24 protein-coding genes are annotated in these 25,195 nt (G+C 43.5%); 2 read left to right on the top strand and 22 right to left on the bottom strand.

What is annotated here, in order from left to right; all coding sequences use genetic code 11:
* Window positions 1–15: 15 nt before the first annotated feature.
* From ACTNBR_RS11805 to proC, 18 genes are all read right to left on the bottom strand, one after another.
* Window positions 16–621 (bottom strand): Maf family protein, encoded by a 606-nt coding sequence (locus ACTNBR_RS11805; protein WP_441018373.1) that lies wholly within the window; start codon window positions 619–621, stop codon window positions 16–18.
* A gap of 4 nt (window positions 622–625) precedes the next feature.
* Window positions 626–1,135 carry a flavin reductase gene (locus ACTNBR_RS11800; protein WP_427806964.1) on the bottom strand — a complete coding sequence of 170 codons (510 nt, stop codon included), beginning with the start codon at window positions 1,133–1,135 and terminating at the stop codon, window positions 626–628.
* Between the two features lie 26 nt (window positions 1,136–1,161).
* Window positions 1,162–2,388: a tyrosine--tRNA ligase gene (gene tyrS / locus ACTNBR_RS11795; RefSeq protein ID WP_427806963.1), complete on the bottom strand. Its 1,227-nt coding sequence runs from the start codon at window positions 2,386–2,388 to the stop codon at window positions 1,162–1,164.
* A gap of 494 nt (window positions 2,389–2,882) precedes the next feature.
* Window positions 2,883–3,725, bottom strand: coding sequence for a carbohydrate ABC transporter permease (locus ACTNBR_RS11790; protein WP_427806962.1), 843 nt, complete (start codon window positions 3,723–3,725; stop codon window positions 2,883–2,885).
* Window positions 3,725–4,576, bottom strand: coding sequence for a carbohydrate ABC transporter permease (locus tag ACTNBR_RS11785; RefSeq protein ID WP_427806961.1), 852 nt, complete (start codon window positions 4,574–4,576; stop codon window positions 3,725–3,727). Before ACTNBR_RS11785 ends, ACTNBR_RS11790 begins: the two co-directional genes overlap by 1 nt.
* Window positions 4,577–4,700: 124 nt before the next feature.
* Window positions 4,701–6,014: an ABC transporter substrate-binding protein gene (locus ACTNBR_RS11780; protein ID WP_427819615.1), complete on the bottom strand. Its 1,314-nt coding sequence runs from the start codon at window positions 6,012–6,014 to the stop codon at window positions 4,701–4,703.
* 144 nt (window positions 6,015–6,158) lie between these two features.
* The gene (locus tag ACTNBR_RS11775; RefSeq protein WP_441018371.1) at window positions 6,159–7,514 is read right to left on the bottom strand and encodes an ABC transporter substrate-binding protein; all 1,356 of its coding nucleotides are present in this window, start codon (window positions 7,512–7,514) and stop codon (window positions 6,159–6,161) included.
* Complete coding sequence (locus ACTNBR_RS11770) at window positions 7,435–9,216, bottom strand: sensor histidine kinase (RefSeq protein WP_441018369.1); 1,782 nt, start codon at window positions 9,214–9,216, stop codon at window positions 7,435–7,437. Before ACTNBR_RS11770 ends, ACTNBR_RS11775 begins: the two co-directional genes overlap by 80 nt.
* A 9-nt stretch (window positions 9,217–9,225) precedes the next feature.
* A complete protein-coding gene (locus ACTNBR_RS11765) occupies window positions 9,226–10,821 on the bottom strand; it encodes a response regulator (protein ID WP_427806957.1) in 1,596 nt (531 codons plus the stop codon).
* The gene (locus tag ACTNBR_RS11760) at window positions 10,818–11,378 is read right to left on the bottom strand and encodes a GNAT family N-acetyltransferase (RefSeq protein WP_427806956.1); all 561 of its coding nucleotides are present in this window, start codon (window positions 11,376–11,378) and stop codon (window positions 10,818–10,820) included. The genes ACTNBR_RS11765 and ACTNBR_RS11760 overlap by 4 nt, the downstream gene beginning before the upstream one ends.
* The gene (truA, locus tag ACTNBR_RS11755) at window positions 11,338–12,117 is read right to left on the bottom strand and encodes a tRNA pseudouridine(38-40) synthase TruA (RefSeq protein ID WP_427819611.1); all 780 of its coding nucleotides are present in this window, start codon (window positions 12,115–12,117) and stop codon (window positions 11,338–11,340) included. Before truA ends, ACTNBR_RS11760 begins: the two co-directional genes overlap by 41 nt.
* A gap of 26 nt (window positions 12,118–12,143) precedes the next feature.
* Entirely contained in the window at window positions 12,144–12,968 is an 825-nt protein-coding gene (locus ACTNBR_RS11750) for an energy-coupling factor transporter transmembrane component T family protein (protein ID WP_441018367.1), read from the bottom strand.
* A complete protein-coding gene (locus ACTNBR_RS11745) occupies window positions 12,965–13,828 on the bottom strand; it encodes an energy-coupling factor transporter ATPase (protein ID WP_427806952.1) in 864 nt (287 codons plus the stop codon). Before ACTNBR_RS11745 ends, ACTNBR_RS11750 begins: the two co-directional genes overlap by 4 nt.
* Window positions 13,819–14,664 carry an energy-coupling factor transporter ATPase gene (locus ACTNBR_RS11740; RefSeq protein ID WP_427819609.1) on the bottom strand — a complete coding sequence of 282 codons (846 nt, stop codon included), beginning with the start codon at window positions 14,662–14,664 and terminating at the stop codon, window positions 13,819–13,821. The genes ACTNBR_RS11745 and ACTNBR_RS11740 overlap by 10 nt, the downstream gene beginning before the upstream one ends.
* Before the next feature lie 63 nt (window positions 14,665–14,727).
* Window positions 14,728–15,246 carry a peptidylprolyl isomerase gene (locus tag ACTNBR_RS11735; protein WP_427806950.1) on the bottom strand — a complete coding sequence of 173 codons (519 nt, stop codon included), beginning with the start codon at window positions 15,244–15,246 and terminating at the stop codon, window positions 14,728–14,730.
* A 96-nt stretch (window positions 15,247–15,342) separates the two neighbouring features.
* On the bottom strand, window positions 15,343–16,200 hold the full coding sequence (locus ACTNBR_RS11730) for a DMT family transporter (RefSeq protein ID WP_441018365.1): 858 nt from the start codon (window positions 16,198–16,200) through the stop codon (window positions 15,343–15,345).
* 18 nt (window positions 16,201–16,218) lie between these two features.
* On the bottom strand, window positions 16,219–16,803 hold the full coding sequence (locus tag ACTNBR_RS11725; protein ID WP_427806948.1) for a TetR/AcrR family transcriptional regulator: 585 nt from the start codon (window positions 16,801–16,803) through the stop codon (window positions 16,219–16,221).
* Between the two features lie 126 nt (window positions 16,804–16,929).
* Window positions 16,930–17,724: a pyrroline-5-carboxylate reductase gene (gene proC, locus ACTNBR_RS11720; RefSeq protein ID WP_427806947.1), complete on the bottom strand. Its 795-nt coding sequence runs from the start codon at window positions 17,722–17,724 to the stop codon at window positions 16,930–16,932.
* A 275-nt stretch (window positions 17,725–17,999) separates the two neighbouring features.
* Here proC and ACTNBR_RS11715 point away from each other — a divergent pair, with 275 nt between their 5' ends.
* Together ACTNBR_RS11715 and ACTNBR_RS11710 are read left to right on the top strand one after the other, a co-directional pair.
* The gene (locus tag ACTNBR_RS11715; protein ID WP_427806946.1) at window positions 18,000–18,653 is read left to right on the top strand and encodes a GntR family transcriptional regulator; all 654 of its coding nucleotides are present in this window, start codon (window positions 18,000–18,002) and stop codon (window positions 18,651–18,653) included.
* A 104-nt stretch (window positions 18,654–18,757) separates the two neighbouring features.
* Complete coding sequence (locus ACTNBR_RS11710; RefSeq protein WP_441018363.1) at window positions 18,758–19,651, top strand: YitT family protein; 894 nt, start codon at window positions 18,758–18,760, stop codon at window positions 19,649–19,651.
* Window positions 19,652–19,722: 71 nt separating this feature from the next.
* Here the strand turns inward: ACTNBR_RS11710 and ACTNBR_RS11705 are convergent, their stop codons facing one another.
* The 4 genes from ACTNBR_RS11705 to ACTNBR_RS11690 form a co-directional block, all read right to left on the bottom strand.
* A complete protein-coding gene (locus ACTNBR_RS11705) occupies window positions 19,723–20,970 on the bottom strand; it encodes an aminopeptidase P N-terminal domain-containing protein (RefSeq protein WP_427806944.1) in 1,248 nt (415 codons plus the stop codon).
* Between the two features lie 108 nt (window positions 20,971–21,078).
* The gene (gene hypD, locus ACTNBR_RS11700) at window positions 21,079–23,454 is read right to left on the bottom strand and encodes a trans-4-hydroxy-L-proline dehydratase (RefSeq protein WP_427806943.1); all 2,376 of its coding nucleotides are present in this window, start codon (window positions 23,452–23,454) and stop codon (window positions 21,079–21,081) included.
* Between the two features lie 4 nt (window positions 23,455–23,458).
* Window positions 23,459–24,376 carry a trans-4-hydroxy-L-proline dehydratase activase gene (locus ACTNBR_RS11695; protein ID WP_441018361.1) on the bottom strand — a complete coding sequence of 306 codons (918 nt, stop codon included), beginning with the start codon at window positions 24,374–24,376 and terminating at the stop codon, window positions 23,459–23,461.
* A gap of 148 nt (window positions 24,377–24,524) precedes the next feature.
* Window positions 24,525–24,872, bottom strand: a complete 348-nt coding sequence (locus tag ACTNBR_RS11690) for a P-II family nitrogen regulator (protein ID WP_441018359.1) — start codon at window positions 24,870–24,872, stop codon at window positions 24,525–24,527.
* Window positions 24,873–25,195: the final 323 nt, after the last annotated feature.

Here is a 25,195-nt window from a genome sequence, read left to right as displayed (position 1 = left end):
CATCCAGTCATACGATCATATTTCCATTTTTTTCAGTTCCTGATACACTCTGGCGATCGGAAGTCCGACAATATTGTTGTAGTCCCCCTCTATTCCCCGAATGTAGATTGCGAAACCGCCCTGAATCCCATACGCGCCAGCTTTATCCATAGGTTCTCCGGTTCCAATATAGTCACGGATTTCTTCCTCCTCCATCGGATACACCGCCACGTGACTGCATTCAAAAAATGTATTCTTCTTCTGTCCTTCATTCGTTTTCGCCAGAAGTGTCACTCCGGTATATACCTGATGCGTCCGGTTCTGGAGCAGGGAGATCATGTGGTATGCGTCTTCCTCACTTTTCGGCTTGCCAAGGATCTCTTTACCGGATGCCACAACGGTATCCGCACCAATCACGACAAATTCTTCATCCGGATGCCCTTTCTCATAGCCTGCGTAGACGTCTTCTGCTTTCTGCGCAGAGAGCTCCATGACAACCTCTTCCGGCACCACAGAGCTGATCGTCTCCTCACAGCTTGATGGGATGACTACATGACGAATCCCCGCCTGTCCCAGAAGTTCCGTTCTTCTGGGTGAAGCAGATGCAAGAACGACCGTGATGTTCTGCTTCCATCTACCCATAGCATTAATCCTCTTTTACGAGTACTTTGACAATTTCGCCCATATACATCGTATGCATATCGCGATCCGGATACCATTTTTCCAGATTCTTGCGATCATCAAAGTTTTCTTCTCCCATTCTCTGATGGAACACCTTACGGCAGACAAAGATCAGACGTGCCTCCGCAATCGCTGACGTTCCGTCTATATAGTACGGAGTCAGTCCCGCATCTTTCATCTTGTCCGTATCTCTTCCGGAAACCCTTCCGCAGAGACTCAGCGCCGGTCTGTATGTTTCCTCGAAAAATGATAAAGTATAGTACTCGCTTCCATCTACAAATTCTTTGGTAAAACGGGAATCACGGATATAGGCTGTCGCAGTCGGTTTTCCCCACATGATTCCGACGCCTCCCCAGCTTGCAGTCATCGTATTGCATTTCGTCTCATCGCCCGCCGTGATCAGCATCCACTGTTTTCCGATCAGATCGAATGGATTTTCTTTCAGTTCTTCCGGTTTTATTTCTCTAAAACTCATCACGTATGCCTCCAGTCCGATATTACTTACGCTTTGTTCACTACTTTACGGAAATTCTTTTTACCGCGTCTCAAGACTTTTCCGTCTCCGTCAAATTCTTCTCTGGCAAATGTTGCTGCGATGTCTGTAACTTTCTCACCGTCCACCGCTGCACCGCCCTGCTGAACGGCACGGCGCGCCTCAGATTTGGAAGGGACCAAACCGCTCTTATGAAGGAGGGTCAGGATGTCGATCTTCCCGTCTGTAAAATCTTCCTCAGTCAGCTCTGCTGTCGGCATATCTGCTGCATTTCCGGAGCTGAACAGCGCACGTGCTCCCTGCTGTGCCTTCTCGGCTTCTTCTTCGCCATGAACCAGTTTTGTCAGTTCATAAGCAAGGATTTCTTTGGCCTTATTCAGCTGGGCGCCTTCCCATTTGTCCATCTCATCAATCTGCTCCAGCGGAAGGAACGTAAGCATACGCAGGCATTTTAACACATCCGCGTCTGCCACATTTCTCCAGTACTGGTAGAATTCAAACGGAGAAGTCTTATTCGGGTCAAGCCAGACTGCACCGGACTGTGTCTTGCCCATCTTCTTGCCTTCGGAATTCAGAAGAAGCGTGATTGTCATGGCGCTTGCATCTTTTCCGAGTTTACGGCGGATCAGCTCCGTACCGCCGAGCATGTTGCTCCACTGGTCATCTCCTCCGAACTGAAGATTACATCCGTATTTCTGGAACAGCATGTAGAAATCATAACTCTGCATGATCATGTAGTTAAATTCCAGGAAGCTCAGTCCGCGTTCCATTCTCTGCTTATAGCATTCCGCAGAAAGCATACGGTTTACGGAGAAATGCGCACCGACTTCACGCAGCACTTCTACATAATTCAGATCCAGAAGCCAGTCCGCATTATTTACCATCAATGCCTTTCCATCCGAGAAATCGATAAAACGGCTCATCTGTTTCTTGAAGCATTCACAATTATGCTGAATCGTTTCCTCCGTCATCATCTGACGCATATCCGTACGTCCTGACGGATCTCCGATCATAGCTGTACCGCCGCCGATCAGAGCGATCGGTCTGTTACCGGCTTCCTGCAGACGTTTCATCAGGCAGAGCGCCATGAAATGCCCTACATGCAGACTGTCTGCAGTCGGATCAAATCCGATGTAAAATGTTGCCTTTCCGTTATTTACCAAATCGCGGATCAGCGGTTCATCAGTTACCTGGGCGATTAGTCCTCTCGCCTGAAGTTCTTCGTAAATTCCCATTTTCGTTATCCTCTCTTTCAAAAATTATTTAATCAATTTTTGTTTTTGCGAAAAAAAGCCCCGTCCTTACTTTTTTTCTGTAAGGGCGGGGAATAATCCCGTGGTACCACCTTATTTCACATGCAGCTCGCGCTGTATGCCTCCGTGAGTGACTCTGCCATCGCATCCATCACTGCAGCGGTATAACGTCCGCCATTCCGTCACAGCCTACTTACCTGTTCTCTTCTCTCTGCGTTCGGTGTGATGCTCCAGGATGTATTCATCTCTGACTCTTCCTGCACCTCTCATCAACCGGTAACTTTCTGTTTGAGTCTTGTCAGAAACTACTTCTTCCTATCACAGCATTTAAATATTTCGTCATGGAGTAATACTAACTTATATTGATTCATTTGTCAAGGAAGATTCTGTTTTTCTGTCCCGCTCAAAAAACAAAAAGAAAGCGGTTCCCGTTTCCAGAAACCGCTTTCTTTTCGATTTATAATATGTTAGCCTGATTAGCCTTTTACCGCACCGGCAGCAACACCTTTGATGATATACTTCTGTCCTGCCAGGTATACAATGATGATCGGAATGACAGTAAGCATGATACTTGCCATCATCGGTCCCATTTCCACTTTACCGTAACTTCCTCTGAAGTACTGGATCAGCATCGGAATAGTCTTATATTTCTTGATATCAAGAACCAATGTCGGAAGCAAATAATCATTCCATACCCACATAGCTTCCAGAATACCAACAGAGATCATCGTCGGTTTCAGTATATGTACGTCGATCAGGAAGAAGGTCTGAAGCGGATTGCATCCGTCGATCATAGCAGCCTCTTCTACTTCGATCGGGATTGATTTTACAAATCCACAGAACATGAATACTGCAAGTCCTGCACCAAATCCCAGATAAATAATCCAGATATTCCACGGAGTGTTCAGCTTCAGTTTATCTGCTGTCTGAGACAGTGTAAACATAACCATCTGGAACGGGACTACCATTGAGAATACGAACAGGTAATATAATACCTGTGAAATCACGCCTTTTACACGGGTGATATACCATGCACACATAGAACAGCAGATCAGAATTGCCGTAACAGAGGTGATGGTGATAAATGTACTGAATCCCAAACTGCTCAGGAATCCCTTGGATGCAATCGCATCAATATAGTTTGCAATACCTGTAAAAGAGTCTGCCGTAGGGAGTTTGAACGCAGCAGCTGTACTGATTGCAGATTCTTTTTTCAGAGAATTTAAAAGAATCATGACAACAGGATATATCCAGAGAACAGAAGCGATTCCCAAAATAATGGTCCATATCATACTACCCGGCTTTCTTTTTTTATCCATTACTGCTGCACCTCCTTTGAACGGGTTGCTCTAAGCTGAGCAAACGAAATAACAATTACGATAAGACAGAAAATAACTGCCTTTGCCTGTCCATAACCCTTCCACTGCATACCGGAACGCGCATAGAAAGTCTGGTAAATGTTGAGTGCCAGCATTTCTGTTGTATGGTTCGGATCACCGCCGGTGAGTGCGAGGTTCTGGTCGAACAATTTGAATGAGTTTGTCAATGTCAGGAATACACAAATAGTAATGGATGACATAACCATCGGTACTTTGATCTTAATCAGTGTCTGAAGGTTCGTAGCACCATCGATCTTAGCCGCCTCAATCAAAGAATCCGGCACATTCTGCAGTCCTGCAATATAGATGATCATCATATATCCAATCTGCTGCCAGCACATCAGGATGATCATGCCCCAGTATCCGGCTTTGCTGTTCAGTGCAAGCAGCGGCTGAGCAGTAAGTGACAGCACACAGTTGATCAAGATCTGCCAGATATATCCAAGAACGATACCGCCGATCAGGTTCGGCATAAAGAATACTGTTCTGAAAATGTTGGTTCCTCTCAGATTCTGTGTCAACAGAAGTGCAAGTCCGAATGCAAGCACATTGATAGTCAGAATAGAGACAACCGAGAACATAACTGAAAATTTAAAGGAATCAGTAAATGATGTATCTTTGATTGCTGCAATATAGTTTGTAAGTCCTACCCATGTTGCATTGTCTACCGTCGTAAATTTACAGAATGAAAGATATAAGCCTTCTATAAACGGTACGATAAATCCAATTACAAATGCAAGAAAGGTTGGAAGAATAAAAATCGGTGCGTAACGCTTTAACGCTTTTTCCATAGAGCTCCTCCTCACTCATAACCAGATCTGACAAGGCAGATAACCGTTTGCCTTTCAAATCCTCACATAATAAGGACAGGCAGGAACGCTGCCTGTCCTTTTTCATGTTTACTCCAGTTCCTTATTACTGCTGATTTGCCAGCTCGTATTCTGTTTTCCATCCATCTACGAAAGCGGATACAACACCAGCCCACTGTTCATCAGTCTGATCTGCTGCATATGCTGTAAGAGCCTGGCCTACACCATTCTTCCACTCTTCTGACGGCATTGTCGGGAAATTCCAAGATACAGGTGTTTTTCCTGCTTCTGTCATTTCTTTATCCTGTTTTACGAACAGGTTCTGAGATTCTACTGCATTCTTGAACGGAATAACGAATCCCATATCTTCGCCCATAGCTTTTGTTCCTTTTTCAGAAGTTACACACCAGTTCATGAAATCCAGAGTAGCCTGAATATCAGCTTCGTCTGCTTCTGAGTTTACACACCAGTAGTTTTCAGTACCGGTACACAGTCCCTGATTTGCCTCATCGCCTGCGCCGATGTAGATTGGGATCATAGCAAGGTCATCATCTGTAAATGTTCCGTCTGCTGTAAGGTTGCCGTATTCCCATGAACCATTCTGGAAAAATACTGCCTGGCCTGCCAGGAATTCGTTACGGGAGTCATCACCTGTCTTGGCAGCCAGTTCAGCCGGTGCGCAGGTACTGTTGTTGATGTACAGATCCCAGATATTACGATAGTTGTCAAGGTATGTTCCCTTGATTGCATCAGTTGTTCCGATTCCGTCCTCCTGATATTCGAAATAGATCGGAAGGTTTGCAAGATGTGTCTTAAATCTCCAGTCAGAAGATCCATCCATACCTGCTGATGTAAATGCTGCAAATCCGAGTTCAGAAGAACGTGCTGTGATATCTTCTGCAACTTTCTTCAAATCTGCGAAAGACTGAATATCGTCAATTGTGTAGCCAGCTTTTGCAAGCAGCGTTTTATTCACAATCAGGCCATAAGATTCAATAACGTAAGCGATACCAGCTACTTTGTCGCCATCTTTCAGTGCATAATCTTCGCTTGTCAGCTGTTTGTAAACATCTGAACCTGAAAGGTCATAGCAGTAATCTTTCCAGTTAGCAAGTCCAACCGGTCCGTTTACCTGGAACAGTGTCGGAGCACCGCTCTTACCCATTTCACTCATCAGTGTGGTTTCATACTCTCCGGATGCAGCTGTAACAACTTCAACTTTTACTCCGGTTTCTTCCGTGTAAGCTTTTGCAAGTTCCTGCCACTGTTCATCCTGTTCTGGTTTGAAGTTCAGATAATATACAGAACCTGTTGCTTCTCCGTCGCCACCTTCTTCTTTCTTTCCGCCACAGCCTGCAAGTGTTCCTACTGCCATTGCTGCAACCAGTCCCAGTGCGATCCATCTTTTTTTGTTTTTCATAACAAATTCTCCCTCTTTTCTGAAAACTTGGTTTTCTTTTTTCTGTAATAATCATAGCAGAGAAATATTCCTGTCCGTTATCAAGAAAAAAACCTGAACTATCAAAAAACATACCTTTTATTTTTAATAGTTCAGGTTTACACTTTACTGTTCAGCTTCATATTCCCGGATACTCTCATCCGCTTTTTTCAGGAATTCTTCTACTGTAATCTTCCCTTTAGCCAGTTCCGGAAGACACTCTTCCAAAGTTTCTTCCTGTAAGATGGAATTCCATTTCACCTGGTAATTCGGAACGATCTGTGGGTCCGCCGAAAAAGCGTCAATATAATCACTCAGTGCAGGCACATTCCATCCCTCACCGGATTTCATCAGGCGTTCCCTTTCTTCCCTATTATACTTTGTGCGGAATTTCAAGAATTCCACAGCCCCCTTCTTCACTTCATCACTATAATCAGAAACCACCGCCCATCCGAATGTCTCAGGAGACGAGATCAGTTTATTTCCCGGGAATGCCGAAAAGCGAGTCTTCCCCCGCCATCCATCAGGTATCTGTTCGATCATCCAATATCCATTCGGGATCATGGCCGCCTCTCCCGAAAAGAAATTGGTAAATGAAACATCGAAATCGGCATGCATTGCATCATCTGTTGTATAAGAAAACAGTTTCTTAAGCGTTTCTGCCAGCATAACACCGCTTTCATTCTGATATGTATCCGGGAAAAGCTCTTTCATAAATTCAGCACCATCCGATGTATCAGCAATTACCGCTGTTGCAATCAACATGGGAGCCCATCCTGTTCCTTCCGTATGCAATGCAAGTGGTGTAATACCGCAACTCTGCAGCCTGTCGCAGCATTCCCAGAATTCTTCCCAGGTCTCCGGGAATCGCTCTATCCCTGCCTTTTCAAACAATTCTTTATTCCAGAACATACCGGAGCAGGAAAATGCCGCCGTACTGATCGGTGCCAAGTACACTGCACCATCCTCTTCCATACACGCTTCCATTACCGCAGGCTCAACCATATTTCTCCATTCTTCATCCGCTTCCAGATACGGTGCAAGATCTTCCAGACGGCCATCTTCGATCATCATCTGATAAAATGACGGCAGCATCCGCAGATCTGTGATTACCGCAGGAAGCGAATCCGTCACATTCTGCCGTTTCAGATTCTGCCGGTATTCCTCTTCTGTCTCCAACACCCACTCTACATCAACCTGATAGATTCCGTCATATTCCTCATTGAAAGCTTCTGTAAGCTGTTGGTTACTCTTTTTACCATTCGTAGGATTTACAGTAAAGATTACAGGAATGTGGATTTCTCCCCGTTCTTCTTCCTTGGTCTGTGTCTGTTCGCTCTTTTGGCATCCACAGGCAACCCCTGCCAGCATCACAACACAGAGCAATACTGATAACAGTCTTCTATAATTCTCTATTTTCTTTCCCATCATCCGGAATCCGGATAATACATCTGGTTCCGTCATTTTCTGCTTGATATTCAAAATGTACATCCTCTCCATATTTCAGACGCAGCCTCGTAATAACATTAGTCACGCCGTATCCATGTTTTTTGTCCGGGAAACACTCCCGGAGATCCTTAAGCGGCGCCCCGTTAAGCGCATTGATCTTATCTGCCATTTTACCGTCAATCGGCTTTCCGCTGTTGTAGACTTCCAGACTCAGCTGCCCCGCATCTTCTTTTACCGTAATCCGAATAAATCCCCCTTCGTAGATTTCACAAAAGCCATACTTAATTGCGTTTTCTACAAGCGGCTGCAAAATCAATTTCAAAATCCAGGTCCTCTTTGCATCCACCTGACATTCAATCTCATATCGGAACAGATTTTCATTTCGGATCTGCTGGATCTCCATATAACTCTTTACATTTTCCAGTTCATCTTCCACTGTAACGATATCATTACCCTTGCTGAGTGACAAACGGAGATATTTTGACAATGCCTGTATCATTTTCATTGTCGTTTCCTCACCATTGATTCTTGCCAGCATGTAGATCGTATCCAGAGTGTTATACATAAAATGGGGATTGATCTGACTGATCAGCATATTCATTTCACTAGTCCTCAGTTCACGTTCCTGTAATTTGATCTCATCCAAAAGATTTTCAATATTTACAAGCATCTGATTATAGGATTGTCCGATCTGATCCAGTTCTGTATTCGTGTTCAGTTCAACTTTCCTGCTAAAATCATTTCCGTCAAATCCCGTCATCGCTTCACTGATTGTCTGGATCGGTCTCGTAAATCGTTTGGAAAAATAGATACTCAAATTCAACGCAACGGCAATGACGAGAAGATAGATCCCGGACAAAATGATCAGAATTTTTCCCAAATCCTTAGAAATCACACTATTTGGTACGATCGTGTAAACGATAAGTCCTGTCTCCTTCTGCCGGTAAGCCGACAGAAGGCCACTGTGAATTTTCTCTCCGTTGGCGATCATACCTTCTCCGTCTGTTCTCGCTATTTCTTTCATGATCTTCTGATCTGCATCCGGCAGATCGTATCCGTCCGGATGCCACATTTTCCAAAACTGTCCATTCCCATCCATGATTCCAACCGCAGCATCTGATATGGAAGCCGGATTGCTGCCCAGAATGTCATCCAGAAATTCTTCTTCCATTTTCAGGAACAGCATTCCGGGTTCATGTGCATATTCCATACTGTGCACATACCGCCCGATAAATACCGCCTGCTTTCCTTCTCCGAATAACGTATCCGGGGCAAGAAACCATTTCGTCTTTGCGTACGAATCCCCGAGCCGAGCAGACATTTTACTCTTTTTAAAATCCTCGTAATCAATCTTGGAATATGAACGCGTATATACATTCTGTTTATTATCAACATAACAGTATTCCGATACATGTTCCATGTCAATGTAAGCAAAGTATTTACTGATCGTCGTCTTCTCAACCTCTTCCAGATTTCCCGTTCTGAGGCTGTCCTGCACGTCTGTATTGAGGATACACTCTGCCAGGACTTCATCACTTTTCTGAAACAGAGAATCCAGTGCAATCCCCATTTTCTCATCGAGAGAAGTGTATTTATCCACAATTGCCGAGCTAAGACGACGATAAGTGAACATCCACACACCTATGCTTGACATTAAGAGTGCCAGAATCAAAAGTGCTATGGTGTATTTTAAATATTTTTTTTGAATTCCGGACTTCATTTTCCCGATCTTCATCTCTGGCCGTTACCCTTTCTCACAATTCCGTTTATATTCACTGGGAAGCATTCCCGTGGATTCTTTGAACAAATGAGAGAAATAGGAAGGATTGCTTATTCCCACCTGCTCGCAGATACTTCCTATGCTCTCATCCCCCTCAGACAGCAGTTTCTTTGCCCGCTCAATCCTCTGCTGGAGCAAATATTTCTTAAATGTCATATGAAATGTATTTTTGAAAACTCTGCCAAAATAAACCGGATTCAAATAAATATGAGTTGCTACGGAAACGATGGATAAATTCTCATCATTCAAGTGTTCTTCAATATATCCGACTGCAACAGACATATACTCTTTGAAGTACCGGGTCTCATCTTTACCTGCATGCTTCTTTCTTTCTTCAATGACACTGCCGAGAATCCGATAACATACATCTACCGATTTTGCCGCACTGAGATTCTGGATATTCGAATAATAATTGCGAAACTGCTCTCGTAGACTGTCCACCATTCCATAGGAATCCTTAAGCAAAAATTCCACTCTCAGCATCAATTTGTGCAGGAGCTGGCATTGCATTTCTTCCGCTTCGGGCAAATTGTAGATAAAATGCACAAAAGCCTTTTTCAGCTCTTTTTCATCATTTTTCCGAATAGCATTGACAATCAGAAGTTCGGCATCCTCAAAATCCGTACGTTCCTCACTTTCCTCAATCTCCTCAGGCATAGTAAATGCGCTTGCACCGGACGCACTCGCAAGACCGAATAATTTTTCAGCCTCTTCATAGCTCCGTCCAATCCCTTTCATGCCTTTATAAGGTTTTGAAATTGATGCCACGACCGGACAATTCTGTTCTTCTTTAATATGTTCCATCAGAAGTTTCAATTCTTTGACGGTATCATTCTTACTTGTTTTCACCAGAAAAACAAAATATCCTTCCTCGCTTTCAAAATGCCAGAAGAAATATTTTCCATTCATCACCTGTTCCAGATACCGAATCAGCGACAACTTTGTTGCTTCATAATCAAGCGAATTCGTAATCTTATATGTAAGATCTATATCTACACACAATGTAATAAAACGATCCCCATCCCGGATCACATCATCGACCGTTGCAAAGACCTGTTCCATCTTTTCATATGTAATTTTCTTTTGAAGGTATTTCTGTACAATGACTTGCAGGAAACTGTCAGAATCTTTTTTCACCATCTTCTCCCAACTCTCAATACGCTGTACATTTTCAATCTGTGCCATGCAGTTTTTGTATGCATTCTCCATGGTTTCCTGCAATTTATCGTCCTCAATCGGTTTCAAAAGATAGGCAAAAGCCCCGAGCTCACATGCCTGGCGTGCATATTCGAAATCCCTGTACGCACTCAGCACGATAAAAAGGCAATCCATGTCCTCTTTCTGAATCTCCTCCATGACCATCAGACCAGAAATCTGTTTCATACGGATATCCGTCAGAACCACATGCGGTTTCTTCTCCTTGATCACCTGAATCGCCTGTTCCCCACTCTGTGCAGTTCCCACCACTTCAAACCCCATGCTTCCCCAGTCATAAGTTTTAAGCAGCCCCTGCAGCAGGATTGGTTCATCATCTACTACAACCAGCTTCAGTAATTTCATTTTCCTTCCTCATATTCATCATCCAAATTCTTCCACATAACAAATCGCCGTTTTCCGCCATATTTCTTGACATCAGCAGCGATTTTCATTCCAAACCGTTCTACATTTCGAAGACTGTACACATTTTCCGGATGAACAGTTGCCATCAAGTATCGGATTTCAAGCTCGTTCCATCCATTTTTCAATATCCGCTGTGCCTCCACCAGAAGTTTATATTGCAGGGAATTTCCTCGAAACTCCGGAGAGACTACCGCGATCTCCAAATGTGCGACCTTCTGCATTTCTTCCTCTGAAAGTTCCAGATATTCTCCCAGATTATCTTCTTCACGTTTCGGGAAACGTACAATAAGCAATGCTGCCGTATTTGTCCGGTCGATCTCAGGCTGCGCCAGAATGATAAACCCTTCTTCCGAAATATGCCTGCGTACAAATTCCATATCTTCCGCTTCAAACCAGTCCGGATCCGTGATACCTGACTTCGCCTGCCTGATCATCTTATCTATGGCAGGCACATCCTCAGCTCCTGCTATTCGAAACACAAAATCCATCGTTTTCATATACTATCTCCATTAGACACAATCCCTGAGGAGGTGCAGTGACTGCCTCCTTTTTTCGTTCCCTACCTTCAAGAAGCTCCAAAACCTTCTCCGGTTCATAAAACCCTCTCCCGACGCGAATCAGCACTCCTGCGATGATCCGCACCATATTGTACAGAAATCCATTTCCTGTAATCCGGATTGTAATTTCTTCCGGTTTCAGCGGATTCTGCTGAATTTGAAGATCTGTGACCGTCCGCACTGTTGTCTTTGCGTTGGTCCGGATGCAGCAGAATGCAGCGAAATCATGTTCCCCCAACAGATACTGGGCTCCCTGTCTCATGCGGTTCACATCGAGGTCAAAACTGACGAAGCAGTTATAAAGCCGCTTCGTCGGAACAGGAGTCTTCGTATTCAGAATATGGTATTCATAAGTTTTCAGACTGTTTTGATATCTGGGATGCCAGTCCAGTGAAACCTCCTCTGACTTCGTCACCACAATATCTTCCGGAAGTCTCTGATTCAGCGCATAGGAGAAGCGTTCTGCCGGTATTCTGCTCCCGGTGTCAAACACAGCAATATTCCCCATTGCATGAACCCCTGAATCAGTCCGGCTGGCACCGATTACTGCAATCTCTTCACCGGTAAGTGTGCAAATTGCTTTATTCAGCACTTCCTCTATCGTAATTCCATTCGGCTGCACCTGCCATCCACAATAATTCGTGCCATCATATGCAACTGTCAATTTAATTCTTCTCATTATCTGCTCCGTTTCTGATTACATTATTAGAAGATCCAGATTTTAAACGGAATATATCTTCCTGCCACAAAGGAGATTGCAACATAAGCAATCGTCACCGCATAAGCTGCATAATCCCTGCCTTTATAGATCAGTGGCTTCATTTTTGTTCTTCCTTCACCGCCATGATAACATCTCGCCTCCATCGCCATTGCAAGATCATTCGCTCTCCGGAATGCAGATACAAACAGCGGTACAAGAATCGGTACCAGAGCCTTAGCTTTCTGAATGATATTTCCGCTCTCCAGATCAGCGCCGCGCGCAATCTGCGCTTTCATGATCTTGTCCGTTTCTTCCAACAGAATTGGTATGAAACGAAGAGCGATCGACATCATCATCGCAATCTCATGCACCGGAACATTCAGATGTCCCAGCGGCTTAAGAAGACTTTCCAGACCATCTGTAAGGGCATTCGGCGTCGTAGTAAGCGTCATAAGCGAAGATCCCATAATCAGATAGATCAGCCGGATTGCCATATATACAGCTGTATTTAAACCCTGTTCTGTAATCTTGAGCGGTCCGAAATGAAAAAGCAGCCTTCCTCCCGGCGTCAAAAAGAGATTAAACAAAACTGTAATCATAAGAAGCATTATGATCGGTTTTAGTCCTTTAAGGATATACTTCACCGGAACAGTCGACAATCTGACCACACATACAAGAAACAAGGTCGCCAGAAGATAACCGATAATACTTTTAAACATAAAAAGCGAAATAAGGTACAAAAGTGTACACACAATTTTCACCCTCGGATCCAGGCGGTGAATCCTGCTGTTCGCCGGATAATATTGTCCTATTGTAATATCTCGAATCATTCCGTCTTCTCCTTCTTAGTCACAGCAGCCATGATCTCATCCGCCGCTTCCTCAATCGTTGTCGCATGGACGGACACATCCAATCCGTTCTCCTTCAGTTCGTGCATGATGTAAGTCACCTGTGGAGCCGCCAGTCCAACGGATTCCAGTTCCTTATAATGTGAGAACACGCGCTTCGGCACATCATCAAACATAACTTCCCCATGGTTCATCACAATGATACGATCCACATATTTTGCGATATCCTCCATACTATGAGAAACCAGGATCACCGTCATATCACTCGTCTTATGCAGATATGCGATCTGATCCAGGATCTCATCCCTGCCTTTCGGGTCAAGTCCTGCTGTCGGTTCATCCAGAACCAACACTTTCGGACACATGGCAAGCACTCCGGCTATTGCCACTCTTCTCTTCTGTCCACCGGAAAGTTCAAACGGAGACTGCTCATAGTATTTCTCCTTGAGTCCTACCAACTTCAAAGCTTCCCGGGCACGTTCTTCACACTCTTTCTCCGAGAATCCCTGATTTTTCGGTCCGAAACATACATCTTTGAGCACATCCACTTCAAAAAGCTGATGTTCCGGATATTGGAACACCAATCCCACCTGGCTGCGCAGTTCTTTCATATTATAACCGTCTGCGTAAATGTTTTCTCCGTTATAATAAACCGTTCCGCTCGTCGCTCTGATCAGGCCATTGAGATGCTGGATCAGAGTAGATTTTCCCGAACCGGTATGCCCGATAATTCCGACAAACTGTCCATGCGGGATCTCCAGACAGATATCTTTTAAAGCCTGTTTTTCATAAGCAGTATCTGCGCTGTAAATATAATTCACATGTTCTAATTTTATCGACATAATATTTCCACCAATTCTTCTTTTTTCAAAATACCTGCAGGAATATCAAGCCCTCTCTTGCGAAGCTCATCCGCAAGGATCGTAACCTGCGGCACGTCCAGTCTGTACTCTTTCAACAAATCAACCTGTGAAAAGATCTCTCTTGGAGTTCCCTGCATCACAACATGTCCATGATCCATAACGATCACCTGATCCGCGTCCACAACTTCTTCCATATAATGCGTAATCAGAATGACCGTAATATGTTCTCTCTTTCTCAATTCCTGTACACTTTCCAATACTTCCTTGCGTCCGTTGGGATCGAGCATTGCAGTCGGTTCATCCAGTACAATACACTTCGGGCGCATAGCCATAACTCCTGCGATTGCCACCCTCTGTTTCTGCCCTCCTGACAGCTTATTGGGAGAGTGATGCCGATACTCGATCATCCCGACCGCCTTCAGGCTTTCCTCCACTCTCTTCCAGATCTGTTCCGTCGGCACTCCGAGATTCTCCGGGCCAAATCCGACATCTTCTTCCACCACTGTACCGATGATCTGATTATCCGGATTCTGAAAAACCATCCCCGCACTCTGCCGGATATCCCATAAATACTCTTCTTCTTTTGTATCTTTTCCGTCCACCCACATCGTTCCTTCTGTGGGTACCAGAATCGCATTCATATGCTTTGCCAGCGTAGATTTTCCCGAACCGTTATGCCCAAGAATTGCTATAAACTGCCCAGGCTCAATATCCAGATCCACCTCATCCACAGCACGGCTCATTCCGATGATATTGCCTTCCTCGTCACGTTTTGCATATTCAAATACCAGCTTATCTGTCTTAATCATCTTCATGCCATTTCCTCATATTTATCAAGGCAGCGCCTATATCAAACGCTGCCTTTCCCGTTTTTCTTATTAGCACTTCTCCGGTTCCGGATATTCTGTACCAAATGTTTCAACCGTCACCTTTTTCATCTTCTGATCTGTAATCGGTTTATCTCTGAAATCAGTGTCCGTCTCAGCAATCTTATTTACCACATCCATGCCTTCGATGATCTTACCAAATGCTGCATAAGCACCGTCCAGATGTGGAGAATTCTTATGCATAATAAAGAACTGTGATCCCGCTGAATCCGGATTCATTGCCCGAGCCATGGAAATCACACCCGGTTCGTGTTTCAGTTGATTGTCGAAGCCATTCTGAGCGAACTCTCCTGCAATAGAATACCCCGGTCCGCCCATACCGGTTCCATTCGGGCATCCGCCCTGAATCATAAATCCATTGATGACACGATGGAAGATCAGCCCATCATAGAATCCTTTATTTACCAGTGAAATAAAGTTATTAACTGTATTCGGTGCAACTTCCGGATACAATTCCACCTTCATTACATCACCATTTTCCATCTCAAATGTTACGATTGGATTTGCCATATTATCAATCTCCTTTTTTTCTTATTACTGTACCCTATTTTAACGAAACTCTCCCGGTTCGTAAATAGTTTTCTTCCAATTCTCTTATATTTCCGCTCATTCAGCCACTTTTTGTGTAGAATAAAAAACAACTGCAAGGATCAGAGCACCGCCTGCGATCTCCCTGATTCCGGGGATCTCTCCGAGAAAAATCAAAGCACTTACGATTCCGTAAACTGATTCCAGTCCGGAAATAATGCCGGCCGTCTGCACGCGTACCGTGCGAAGTCCATTTATAAAAAGGGAATGAGCAACGGCAGTAAACACAACGCCGAGAAGCATCAGCACACCCACATCTTTCAATGTGACTTGCGGTCTCAAAATCAACAACATCGGGAACAACACGACCGCTGCCGTTACCTGTTCATAGAACGATACGACCGTTGCCGGGTAACTCCCCGAAAACTTCCGATTCATCAACGACAGCACTGCATAAGTCACTGCACTTAAAAGTCCCCACAGAACACCCCTTGTCATCGTATTCTGAAGCGTAAATTCCGGAACGATCAGAAATACACCTGCCAGCATGACAACTGCACAGACAACATCCGATGCTTTGAGTTTCTCATGAAATACATATGGTTCCATAATTGTAACGAAAAGGGGAAATGTAGAAAATGCCAAAGTTCCAACTGCCACCGTGGAACTCTGAATCGCCTGCATGAAACTGCTCCAGTGTACCGCAAGAATCACACCGGCTGCGATCATCCACAGATAATCTGCTCGCCTCTTTAATCGGATTCTCTGTCTTCGTACCAACAAAAAGCCCCATAAAAACACCGACGAGAAAAGCACTCTTCCCAAAACAATAATAACCGCAGGGAGATCCACCAGTTTGGCAAAAAGCCCGACCACTCCGAACAAAAATACGGCCAGATGCACTGACAAAAGTCCTTTATTGTCACTCTTTTCCATGCCCTCGTTCCTTTCCGCCTATTGTTTAACCCGGAAATGCTCCATCAAAATCGGCATATATTCCTTACTGTATTCCGCAAGCGAATAGCTTCCTCTGTTCAGGCACCAGTCTGAAACAAGCGCGCGTTCACAAAGCGAATAATACTTTGTGATTTCCTGGATCGACTTTTCCCTGCTGATCTGGTTTCTCACATGCCCTTCTTCCACAATTCTGCTGATCAGGCGATAATATGTCCGGTTCTGATCCAGAAGATTACGTTCTCCTTTTGCGATCAGCTGTGTGGAATACAAAGATGCCAGAAGCGTCACATCAATCTTCGTCTCCATAAACAAATGCGACTTATAATTCAAAAACATCAGCTTATCAAAGCTGTTCATATTTTCATCAAGCTCTTCCTCCAGATTTGCATAATACTCATCCAGAATTGTCGAAAGCGTGTCCAGCAACGCATCTTTTCCAGAAAAATAATAATAAAACGATCCTTTAGAAGTATCAGATAATCGAATGATATCATCCACAGTTGTATCGTCATATCCTTTTTCATAAAACAATTCCCACGCTGCATCTACGATTCGACGCTTAACATTTTGCTTTGATGCCACTTACCTAACCTCCTCAAACTGCCTGCATCCAGCCGGCAGACGTTCTGGAACTCCAACATTTCAGAACATATATAGAAATGACCGGATGCACAAGTACACCCGGCCTCTTTCATTATTGTATCATAATTATAAGTTTTTTGCAACCTCTGCACAAGCTTCCATCGCCTCAAAAACAGCACTTCTAAGCCCTCTCTCTTCAAGAACACGAACCGCTTCAATCGTTGTTCCTCCTGGTGAGCATACCATATCTTTAAGTACACCCGGATGCTCGCCTGTCTGAAGAATCATTTTTGCACTTCCCAGCACTGCCTGTGCAGCAAATTTATACGCCTGATTTCTCGGCATTCCTTCTTTCACCGCTGCATCGGCCATTGCTTCAATAAATATAAAGATATATGCCGGTGAGCTTCCGCTTACAGCGACAACCACATCCATAAGGTTTTCTGTAATCACTTCTGTCTTTCCAAATCCCTGAAGAATCCGACATACATAATCCAGTTCTTCCTTCGTCACATTTTTATTCGGAGTCACTCCAGTCATACCTTCCCCTACCATCGCCGGAGTATTTGGCATTGTACGGATAATTTTTACAGTATCACCAAACTGCTCTCCCAACCATTCAAGTGTCTTTCCCGGAGCAATCGTAACGATCAGCTGTTCCGGCCTTACCAGAGATTTTATTTCTCCAATCACGCTTTCATAAAACTGTGGTTTAATGGATAAGATCACAACCTCAGATTTCTCCACAACTTCCTTATTATCGTCTGTCACATGAATTCCATACTGCTCTTTCAAACGTTCTCTTCCCGGAGCAAATAAATCGGAACCAATTATTTCATCTGGTTTAAAAATATGATTCTCAATGATTCCTTTCATCATAGCTCCTGCCATGTTTCCACACCCAATAAATCCTAATTTCATACCCTTCTCCTCCTGAAATATCCTGCATACGGCTTTTGACCGATTGTGCTTCTTTAATTCTGTTGGCTGTTTTTTGCGTTGTTTCATTGTATACAATCATTCAATTTGTATACAATTTCCTCATTTGCATACAATTTACCATTTCTTATCGCAAAAGTCAATACTGCTGCGTCACAAAAATATCCATAAGACAATTTTCTACAAAACCTTGAATTTCCCTTCTCTTTTTTATACAATATATACAATACTTTTTTTAAAAACAGAAAGGGAAAATCATGGTTGCTCCAAGAAAATCACTTGCCGATCAGGCTTATGAAAAAATCAAGAACAACATACTGAATCTCACTTATGCCCCCGGTATGACACTCACGGAATCAATGTTGACTCAGGAACTGGGCATGAGCCGTAATCCGATTCGGACTGCACTCAAAATGTTGCAGTCAGAAGGACTGATTGTGACGGATTACTACAAATCCATGCGTGTAAAAGAGATCAGTTACCAAGCCGTCACAGAAATCTATCAGATTCGTGAACTGTTCGAAGGTGCTGCTTTCAAGCTGATTTTTGACAGCGGTCGTGCAGAAGAATTCTCCTATAAAATAGAGGCCCGTGTTGTTCGCATGTGTGCTGTGGCCGCCGACCCTTTTGAATGGGAACTTGCAGATACCCAAATGCACCTGGAAATCATCAGCATTTTTGAAAACGAACGTATTACCCGTTTTTACGAATCGAATCTTGCAGAATTGGTTCGTATCGGACTCTATTCAGTCCGAAACGGTATGCAGATTGACGCTACAAATACAAATCTAAAAAAAATGATCACATATATGCGCGAGAATGATTATGAACACGCTTTCAGCATTCTCCATGATGATCACTTTACACTGGGGAAGGATAATGCACTCGAAAATCTTCTTTCCACAAGCTAGTACGAATTATTTTTCATTTTTAAAAAAGATCATTGATTTTCTCCTTACTTTTCTCTATACTCTAAATGTTAGATGAATATATTTCCAAACAAGGGGGAAACAGTATGTCATTCAATTTACCAATTTCAAAAGAGCAGCGCCATGCGATTACATCTCTTGGCACTGCTGTTTTCGGTGCTGTCATGTTTGCCTTTGGGTTGAATGTGATGATCATTCCGCTTTCATTATATAACGGCGGTTTCATGGGTATTGCACAGTTAATCCGTACCCTGCTCATCGCAATCACCGGTATTTCATTTGGGCAAACAGATATTGCCGGTATTATTTACTTTCTGCTCAACCTGCCACTCATCTATCTGGCATGGTCAAAAATGGGGAAAGGCTTTTTTGTGCGGTCCATGATCGTAATCGTAGTTCAGACTGCGGCACTTACCTTGATTCCGATTCCATCCACACCGCTCATCGAGGACTATCTGACCGCATGTATCATCGGTGGCATTATTGCAGGTGCAGGTTCCGGACTTATTCTTCGCGGAGAGAGTTCAGGCGGTGGGCAGGACATTCTGGGGATCTATATGACCCAGCGCTTTCCAGGCTTTAGTGTAGGAAAAGTAGGACTGTTGATTAACATTTTTGTGTACAGTATCTGCTTTTTCATGTTCAACATCGAAATCGTAATCTACTCATTGATCTATGGCGTTGTGTACGCAACAGCATGTGACCACATACATATTCAGAATATCAATGTCAGCGTTATGATTTTCACTAAGAAAGCGGGTATTGCTGAAGCAATCATGGAGCAGACGCGGCGTGGTGTTACGAACTGGGATGGAGAGGGCGCATACACACATGCAGATTCCTCTATCCTGATGGTTGTCGTTTCAAAATACGAAGTCAACGAGTTGAAACGCATTGTAAAATCTATTGATCCGAACGCATTTATGATTTTCACCGAAGGATGCGATATAGACGGTAATTTCGAAAAAAGACTTACATAAGCTTGACAAAAAGGACAGTCCGATTGGAACTGTCCTTTTTTCTATGCTTCTTTTCCATCACAATTTGCAAACTAATGTCCCATGATCCCTTCAATCTGCTCGATTGTTCTCGGGATTGCATGAGAAAGATTCTCACATCCATTTTCTGTAATCAGGCAGTTATCCTCCAGACGGAAGCCGATTCCCCACTCTTCGTGATATATTCCGACATCCACACAGAATACCATGTTCGGTGCGGTCAATCTTTCTTTCGCATCTACCACATCATGTACATCGAATCCGACATGATGCGCTCCACCATGCCACATATAAGTACCGATATCTTCATAATTGCTGCACACTCCGGCCTGTTTCAACTGCTCAAAGTTGTATTTACGAACCATATTGTCTACTTCCTTCATCGGAATTCCCGGTTTCAGTGTACGGAACATATATTCAGATGTATTATATGCACACTGATACAGCAATTTCTGACGCTCAGAGAATTTTCCGTTACACGGCCATCCTCTGGAAACATCATTGATTTCATAATCCCAGACAGCGCCCACGTCATTCAGAATCATATCTCCATCCTTTGACTGTCCGCGATAGTCATAATAATGGATACAGAAGTTATTATTTCCCGCTGAGATAATAGACGGAAATCCCGGTGCAAGGACCCCTCTCTGTGCCAGCGCATAATCAAACTCTGCTTTATACTGATATTCATACATACCCGGTTTGGACGCACGCATCATGGCTTCGATTCCGGCACCGGTAATGATCTCGGCCTTTCTCATCGCTTCAATTTCACATGGCTTTTTAATCGTACGCTGACGTTTCAACTGTGGATGAATATTTTCAAGCGCAATATACGGTGCAGTTTCCTTCAGTTCTCTTGCAAGTGCAAATGCTTCATTACCCCCATCATTCTGGAAGGCTTCATCAAAGTCAAGGCATACACGTTTCACATTGCCTGAACGGATATTTTTTTCCATATCTTCTTTAAAAGTTCCCACATAACCAAACGCATGAACTCCAGATAACTCCTCCGCTTCCGCCTCTTTGATTCTTCGTCCTGTCCATCTTTCTTTCATGGCATCCGGTGGCAGAATATACAGTTTTTCTTCATATTCCCCTTCTTTGCCTGTCACTGCCATAAGAACGGTATCAGCCTGTTCAACACCTGTTAAGTACAGGAAATTACGATTTGTAAAAAACGGGTAGTCTTCATCATTTGTTTTGCGTGGTGCATGTCCCGCAAACATAATGACAAGCGACTGCGGTTCCAGACTCTTATACAATTCTTTTCTGTTTTCTTCGAAAAACTCTCTCTTCATTTTTCCATTGCCTCCTGAAGTTGTATTATAAAATGTTCGTAACTGTTCATGAAAGGGACGTAACACAATACAATGTTACGTCCCTGCCTTATGCATTTTTAATTAAGATTAATTAAAGCTCTGCTCTGTACGATTGATAATTTCATCCTGGAGCGCTTTACTCAGGTTTCTGAAATGATCACTGTATCCGGCAACACGAACGATTAGGTCTTTGTATTCCTCTGGATTCTTCTGTGCTGCGATCAGAGTCTCACGGTCGATAACATTGAACTGGATATGATGTCCATCCATATTAAAGTATGAGCGGATCAGGTTTGCCATCTGATCAAGTCCTTCTTCTCCGGCTACTACACTTGGAGTAAACTTCTGATTAAGAAGCGTTCCTCCGGTCATCAAATGATCCATCTTTGCACATGATTTGATAACTGCAGTCGGTCCATTTGTATCTGCACCCTTTTCCGGAGAGATTCCTTCTGAAACCGGAACATGAGCAAGACGTCCGTTCGCACTGGCCATCATAACATCTCCGAAGTAAACATGGCAGGTAGTCGGAAGCATGTTCACGCGATATGTTCCGCCCAGCATATTCTTTCTTCCGGTTACTTCTCCCTGATAATATCCGAATACGCTCTTCATGATATCATCTGCATAATCATCATCATTTCCGTACTTCGGTGTATGATTCTTCACCAGATTCAGAATTCTCTCATGTCCTTCAAAGTTGTCATCCAGAGCCTGCATCAATTCTTCCATGGTAAATGTCTTCTTATCGTATACATTATATTTTACAGCTGCCAGACAGTCTGTGATAGTTCCGATACCAACGCCCTGAAGATACTTGGTATTGTATCTTGCTCCGCCTGCATTGTAGTCCTTTCCTTTGGAAATACAGTCATTTGTAATAATAGAAAGGAACGGTGCCGGCATATATTCTGCGAAAATCTTTTCGATTACATTACTTCCTTCGATCTTGATGTCGATGAGATACTTCATCTGCTTCTTAAATGCATCAAACAGCTCATCATATGTCTTAAAATCCGTTGCATATCCCAGCTTTAATCCAAGCTGTTTGCCGCTCATCTTATCAAATCCGTTGTTCAGTGTCAGTTCAAATACTTTCGGAATATTGAAATATCCGGTCAGGATATATGCTTCATTTCCAAACGCTCCGGTCTCAACACACCCGCTGGTACCACCGCGTCTTGCATCCTCCAGCGACTTTCCTGCATTCAGGAGCTCCTGAATAATTGCTTCCGTATTATAGAATGCCGGCTGTCCCCATCCTTTACGAGAAATCTCACATGCTCTCTTAAGGAATTTCTGTGGAGTCTTGCGGCTGATCTGAACATTGGAGCTTGGCTGAAGCAGTTTCATTTCATCCATGCAGTCCAGAATCAAATAACTTACATCATTTACACCGTTCTCTCCGTCCGGCGTAATTCCACCTGTATTAATATTTGCGAAATCAGTATAGGTGGAGCTCTCTTTCAAAGTAATTCCAACTTTCGGCGGTGCCGGCTGATTATTAAATTTCACCCACAGACATTCCAGAAGTTCCAGTGCTTTCTTTTCATCCAGAATTCCTGCCTCTGTATCCTTTACATAGAATGGATTCAGGTGCTGATCAAGACGTCCCGGCGAATAAGCATCCCATGGATTTAACTCTGTAGTAACTCCCAGATGAACGAACCAGTACATCTGAATTGCCTGCCAGAATGTCTCCGGTTTGTGTGCCGGAACAACATCACAGTTTGCTGCAATCTGAAGCAATTCTGCTTTTCTCTGTTCATCCGTCTCTTTTTCTGCCAGTTCTCTCGCATATGCCGCATAACGTTCACCAAGTTTCATAATGGCATCACATGCTTTAGACATACCGCGAAGCTGGTTTCTCTTATCAAATGCTTCCGGATCATTCTGGAAATCCAGTGCCTCGATAGACTTCTGAATATCTTCTTTATAATCAAGGAATCCTTTTTCATAGATCTTCACAGATCCTACCGTATGTCCCGGTCCTCTCTGCTCCATGAATTCTGTAAAGATACCTGCTTCGTAACAATCCTTCCACTCCGGTGTCATATTTGCAATGATCTTGGAACGGGTAGAACGGTTATCCCAATACGGAATAACAACTTTCTCCTGATAGTCATAATCTTCTTCCTTTACAGAAAAATTGATCAGTTCACGATCATTCATTACATGCATATCTTCTACAGTATGGCAGCAAAGCTCCGGAAATGTCGGTGCCGCCTGCGGGCTGTCACCTTTCTCACCAACAATTAATTCTCCTTCTCCAATGTAAAGAGTCTTGGTTGAGAAATAGTCATAGAGAACCTGTCCACGAAGTTCCGGAATAGACAGCTGTCCTTCATATTTCTTATAAGTCTCCGTTTCACTCTTTGCACGTTCCAGGTCAATGTGCGGCTGAGTGCTCACACTCAATTCACGAAGTGCCTGAACTCTTGCATTCATACCTCTTTTTTCCATAGCTTTACCCTCCTATTTTTGTGTTTTGAAATCCTGCTTTTTTAAACAGTTCTGTAAAATGTTCCATTTCTTCCTTGGCAGGTGTCTGTAGTGCTTCCCCCGGATAATCCGTCTCCAGCCGTCCGTACTTACTGCTTCCAGTATTATGGTAAGGCAGGAGGTTCACCTGCGCCACCTGTATATGATGAGATTTCAGCCAGTCGATGACCGCCTGCATACTCGCATCATCTGCATTTACCCCCTTGATTGTAGGAATACGAATATAGATTTTTGCTTTCCGTGCCGGATCAGCGCTCAGTTTTTCAAGATTCTCCAGAATCAGCTGATTGCTGACTCCGATATATTTCTGATGTACTTCATCGTCCATCACTTTTATATCATAGAGAAACGTATTGATATATGGAAGAATCTTTTCAAAATTCTCATAAGGCGCATAGCCGCATGTATCAATCGTAACCGTGATTCCATGCCGATCCAATTCCTTTACAAGCGGAAGAATATAGTCCATATCCATGCACATCACTTCTCCGCCGGACAGGGTTACTCCTCCTCCAGATTCTTCATAGAACATTTCATCTTTCTTCAGCTCTTTTACGAGCTCTTTTATCGCATATTCCTTTCCCGCGACTTCCCGGATGTTAGCCAGGCAATACTCTGTACATTTTCCACAACCATCGCATTTATTGTGATCAGTAACCGCTTTACCGTCCTCTATCCGAATCGCTCCATTCGAGCAGGCCTGCACGCAGGCTCCGCATCCGGTACATTTCTCCCGATTCGTCAGAATCTGTTTCTTAAAATTCTGTGTTTCCGGATTGTGGCACCATGCACATTTAAGCGGGCAACCTTTAAAAAAAACACTGGTTCGAATTCCATCTCCGTCATGTATGGAATACTTTTGTATATTCGTAATTAACGTCATAAGTTCTGTCTCCCTTGAACGCTTTAGACCATTGTTTGAACTTTGGTCTAATTTTACCATTCTTCCCTATTGCTGTCAATAGCTTTTCACGTTTAAAGGAGGCATACGCAAAACCGCATACCTCCTTTATGAGTAGTATATCAAAATTTTACAAAGCGTCTTTTCCTCGTTCGCCGGTCCTGATACGAACAATATCTGCCACATCTGTAATGAAAATCTTTCCATCTCCATACACACCTGTTCGTATTTCCCGACAAACCTTTCGAATAATCGGTTCAGATTCCTCTGCAGTAACAACACATTCCACCTTCAGTTTCGGGATTGTATTGCCCGACTTGGGCATCACTCCACGCCACATGTGCTGATCTGTGACTCCCTTCTGATTACCATATCCCATAATATTCGTAATCATAATTCCATGATATTCGCATACTTCCAGCAATTCTCGTAAATCATCCAATTTACCTGGTCTGATGATAATTTCTATTTTTTTCATTTCTCCTCTCCTATGCTCTACCTGCCCTTTGCCAGCAATACGACTGCTCCGGACAGTATATTTAGAAAACACAAAAGCGCACTACATGTTACTGTAATGCGCCCTTACATTTCCGTCAGATAAAATTTAGAGTCCCGGGATAAAAACAAAGGCATTGCACGATGAATGCAACGCCTTTGTTCGCTTCGTTCTTTATGAACTTGTGATTATTCTACCCTAAACTCCCATGCCCGCACACTTGGCACCACCATAAATGAAACTGTGTAAGCCGGAAGGTATTGAGTTTGTTTATGCCGTTCTGTATACTTATAGTAACGGCAAAG

The sequence above is a fragment of the Bariatricus sp. HCP28S3_F11 genome (genome assembly GCF_052065395.1).
Lineage (GTDB): Bacteria > Bacillota > Clostridia > Lachnospirales > Lachnospiraceae > Allocoprococcus.
Note: the sequence above shows the minus strand (reverse complement) of the source record. Positions and strands in the feature narration are given on the sequence as shown.